The sequence below is a fragment of the Pseudomonadota bacterium genome (genome assembly GCA_010028905.1).
GTDB lineage: Bacteria > Vulcanimicrobiota > Xenobia > RGZZ01 > RGZZ01 > RGZZ01.
The window spans coordinates 1-4,559 of the sequence record RGZZ01000406.1; the positions used below are offsets into that span (position 1 = coordinate 1).

The 4,559-nt window shown below is 64.6% G+C and carries 3 protein-coding genes; 2 read left to right on the forward strand and 1 reads right to left on the reverse strand.

All coding sequences use genetic code 11. The features are described 5' to 3' along the window. Positions 1-844, reverse strand: an 844-nt coding sequence (locus EB084_20035) for a TIGR04222 domain-containing membrane protein (protein ID NDD30556.1), incomplete at its 3' end; no start/stop codon positions are given. 174 nt (positions 845-1,018) lie between these two features. Between EB084_20035 and EB084_20040 the strand changes: the two genes are divergently transcribed. Continuing rightward, the gene (locus EB084_20040; GenBank protein ID NDD30557.1) at positions 1,019-1,570 is read left to right on the forward strand and encodes a hypothetical protein; all 552 of its coding nucleotides are present in this window, start codon (positions 1,019-1,021) and stop codon (positions 1,568-1,570) included. A gap of 308 nt (positions 1,571-1,878) precedes the next feature. Beyond that, positions 1,879-4,302: a sodium-translocating pyrophosphatase gene (locus EB084_20045; protein NDD30558.1), complete on the forward strand. Its 2,424-nt coding sequence runs from the start codon at positions 1,879-1,881 to the stop codon at positions 4,300-4,302. Positions 4,303-4,559 lie beyond the last annotated feature (257 nt).

The following is a 4,559-nucleotide window of genomic DNA, read 5'->3' on the forward strand; positions in this document are numbered from 1 at the left end:
ACGATGGCGTGGGCAGCATTGCGCGATAGGGCGCGAACATCGCCAGCCCCGTCACGGCTGCAAGCCCCGAGAGCGCTGTCGTGAGAGAGACATCGCTGGCCGATCCCACAGGGCTCTGGCCCAGCTCGCCTCGTACGGAGCGGGTGGCGTCGACGAGCCATTCGAGCAGCCTGCTCCCCCTCCGGGTCGGCGCGTTCACGACGCTCTTTTGAATGATGAGGAAGACCAGTCCGACAAACAAAATCTCCACGACGAGAAAGCCTACGGGTCGATCGAGCACCACGCCGCGAACCAGTCGCAGCCCCCCCAGGGCCATGACGACAAGGGCCGGCGCTGCCGAGGCGACGGCTCTGCGACGGCGCGTCTCCGCCGACGGGACGAGGCCGTCGTCGCGCAGCATCTGCCGCAGCCGCGGCTCCTCGTCGGCCGCGAGGCTGTCGACCTCCGCGGTGAGCACGCTCGCACTGAACGTCCCCCCTCTCCTGGCCAGCTCCCCCGCCAGACGACGCAGGATGGGCGACGGGGAAGCGCCCGATGCGAGCAGGAACTGCCCGTCGACGGCCCCCGTGGTCACGAAGCCTTCCGCCAGGGCGGTTGCAAGGATCCAGTCGCGAAGTCCGCGCTGCCCGTCGCGCAGCACGGCAACGAGCGCGAGGTCGTCACCCGACGGCAGGTTGCCCTCACGCAGGTGAGGCCGTGCCGAAGCGGCGCCTCCCGACTCCTGGACGATGAAGTTGCGCGCGACGTAGCCCACGATGAGGGCTGCAATGAAGAACCCGACAAACCAGACCAGAAAGACAGGGCCCGCTGGCATGTTCACAGGCCAGAAGTCGAGGAGATTCATGAGCTCCCTGCGTTTCCTCCGTCAGACGTCACGTCATCCACAGTTCGCCCCGACAGAGGGGCGCTCCCTTCGAGCGCCGCACCCCACCCGCGGGTCGCCCACGCACGCGCTCCCGTGCTGCAGGGAGGCACCACGAGCAGGAGTCGGGGCACGCCGGGGGAACCGAGGACTCTCATGAACATCCATCTCGTCTTCTCGCTGTTGGGGGCCGACCGCGCCGGCCTCGTCGATCAGATCTCGCAAGCCGTGACGCAGAGCGGTGGCAATCTGGAAGAATCGCGCATGGCGTCGCTGGGCAGCGAGTTCGCCGTGATGATGCTGGTGCGCGTCGACGCAAGTCGGCGCAACGGCCTCGAGGCCGCCGTGCGGTCGTGCGCAGAAGTGCTGCAGATGAGCGTGCAGTGCAAGGAGACAAGCGCGGCAAACGAGACTCAGGGTCGGCGCGAGATGCGCGTGACCGTGAGCGGCGCCGATCACGAAGGCATCGTGCATCCCATCGTCAACTGGCTCGCCTCGCAAGGGTGCTCCATCGCCAGCCTCACGTCACAGGTCAGCCCCGCTCCCCACACCGGCACCGAGCTGTTCTCCATGCGCCTCTGGGTGGAGGCGCCCAGCGCGCTCTCCGCCGCCCAGGTGCAGCGCGGCCTCACAGCGGTGGGGGACCGGCTCAACGTCGATGTGGACGTGGCGGAGAATTCACCCTCAGTTCGGCAGGAGATCGGCTGACACCAGCGAATTTCACTCGACTTTTCAGGCTCTGGATCCAAGGTTTTTCAGAACTGTTCCAGGGTCGGGCCGTACAATCGGGCAGTACGCCCCCGTGCGGTTGTAAAAGCGGGCTCAACGCATCCGGCGCCCCCCCAGGCGCCGAGCGGAACCCAGATTCAGAAGCCCCCGTGTTCGAGCGACTTGTCGCAGGGCGAGCCCCGCGGCAGGTCCTTTTGCACATTTAACTTGTGAAAAAAGGAGCAACCCCTCTCATGTCGGTCACGGCACCCGCGCAAGCCGAAGGCGCTTCCCGCCTCCCGCGCGCCATGAAGCCTCTGATTCTCGGGCTCCTCAGCGCCCTGCTCATGGTCGCGAACGCCCTCCCCTCGTTCGCCAGCGAAGCTGAGCTCAATCTCCCCGACATCACATCGCAGTTCGGGGGCGTCAGCGGCAAATCGCTGCTGATGTTCGGCCTCCTCATCTGCCTCGCAGGGTTCGCGTTCGGACTGATGCAGTTCATGCAGGTCAAGAACATGCCCGTCCACCCCTCGATGGCCGAGATGAGCGAGCTCATCTATGAGACCTGCAAGACCTACATGCTGACCCAGGGCAAGTTCCTGGGCATGCTGTGGGTCGGCATCGCGGTCATCATGGCCATCTACTTCAAAGGCGAGGGCGTGGCCACGGTCGCGCTCATCCTCGGCATGTCGGTTCTGGGCATTCTCGGCTCGTACTCCGTGGCCTGGTTCGGCTGCCGCATGAACACCTACGCCAACTCGCGCACCGCGTTCGCCTCGCTGCGCGGCAAGCCGTACAACGTGTACGCGGTGCCGCTGCAGGCCGGCATGAGCATCGGCGTGCTGCTCATCAGCCTCGAGCTCATCATGATGCTCGTCATCCTGCTGTTCATCCCCAAGGAGCTTGCGGGCGCCTGCTTCGTGGGCTTCGCCATCGGCGAGTCGCTGGGCGCTTCCGCGCTGCGCATCTGCGGTGGTATCTTCACCAAGATCGCCGACATCGGCTCTGACCTGATGAAGATCGTCTTCAACATCAAGGAAGACGACGCCCGCAACCCGGGCGTCATTGCCGACTGCACGGGCGACAACGCGGGCGACTCGGTGGGACCCACCGCTGACGGCTTCGAGACCTACGGCGTGACGGGCGTGGCCCTCATCTCGTTCATCGCCCTTGCGGCGGGCAAGACGATGGGCGCCGGGCTGCCGGGCGGCATGACCCAGGCGAGCATCCAGTCCGACCTGCTGGTGTGGATCTTCGTGATGCGCATCATGATGATTCTCACCTCCATCGTCTCGTACTTCTTCAACGAGCTCGTGCTCACCAAGCCGAAGTACGCCAATGCCGACACGATGGACTTCGAGCACCCCCTCACCGTGCTGGTGTGGCTCACCTCGATTCTCTCCATCGTCGTCACCTTCGGCGTGAGCAACTGGCTCTTGAGCGCCTACGGCGACCTGTGGTGGAAGCTCTCGGTGATCATCTCGTGCGGCACCATCGCCGCCGCCATCATCCCCGAGCTCACCAAGGCCTTCACCTCCGCCTCCTCTCGCCACGTGGCCGAAGTCGTGTCGTCTTCCCGTGAAGGCGGCGCCTCGCTCAACGTTCTGGCCGGCATGGTCGCGGGCAACTTCAGCGCCTACTGGATGGGCATCATCATCGCCGGCCTGATGGGCGTGGCGTACTTCACCAGCACGCTCGGTCTCGACGCCATCATGATGTACCCCTCCGTGTTCGCCTACGGTCTCGTGGCCTTCGGTATGCTCGGCATGGGCCCCGTCACCATCGCGGTCGACTCGTACGGCCCCGTGACCGACAATGCCCAGTCGATCTATGAGCTCTCACTCATCGAGAACGTGCCGGATGTCGAGAACGTCATCGAGCGCGACTACGGCTTCAAGCCCGCCTTCGACAAGGCGAAGCACTACCTCGAGGCCAACGACGGCGCCGGGAACACGTTCAAGGCCACTGCAAAGCCGGTGCTCATCGGCACGGCCGTCGTGGGCGCTACCACCATGATCTTCTCGATCATCCTCAAGCTCGGCGAGCACATGGGCGGCGCCGACAAGGTGGCGGAAAGACTTTCGCTCGTCGACCCGATGGTGCTGCTCGGCCTCATCTGCGGCGGCGCCACCGTGTTCTGGTTCTGCGGCGCCTCGATGCAGGCCGTCGTGGCAGGCTCGTACAAAGCCGTCGAGTTCATCAAAGCCAACATCCGCCTCGACAACGTTGAAAAGGCTTCCATCGAAGACTCCAAGCGTGTGGTGGGAATCTGCACCGAGTACGCGCAGATGGGCATGATCAACATCTTCGGCGCCATCTTCTCGCTCACGCTCGCCTTTGCGTGCTTCAACCGCTTCTTCTTCATCGCGTATCTCGTGTCCATCGCCGTCTTCGGCCTGTACGAGGCCATCTACATGGCCAACGCCGGCGGTGCGTGGGACAACGCGAAGAAGGTCGTCGAGGTTGACCTCAAGGAGAAGGGCACCGAGCTCCACGCCGCCACCGTGGTGGGCGATACCGTGGGTGACCCCTACAAGGACACCTCCTCGGTGGCCCTCAACCCAGTCATCAAGTTCACCACGCTCTTCGGCCTGCTGGCCGCAGAGATGGCCATGGGCCTGGAGAAAGAGGGCTCTGTCAACTACGGCATCGCCATCTTCTTCTTCGTCGTGGCCTGCGCGTTCGTGTACCGCAGCTTCTACGGCATGCGCATCGTGAGTGCGAAGAAGTAGCACCTGAGCGATTGCGCTGCCGGGCGGGGTGACCCGCCTGTGCGCGCGGACGCACGATAAGAAGAGAGGGACGCACCGTTGGTGCGTCCCTCTTGTTTTTCAACCAAGACCCAGGGCACTCCGAAAAAGGCAGCCCTGGTTACTTCGATGACCCTGTCGATGGACTGGTTGGTGGCTTCGGTGACGTCGTCCTTCCCCCGCCTGGCGGCGGAGGTGGCGGAGGCGGGGGCGTCCCCGTTCCCGGCTTCGGCGGCGTT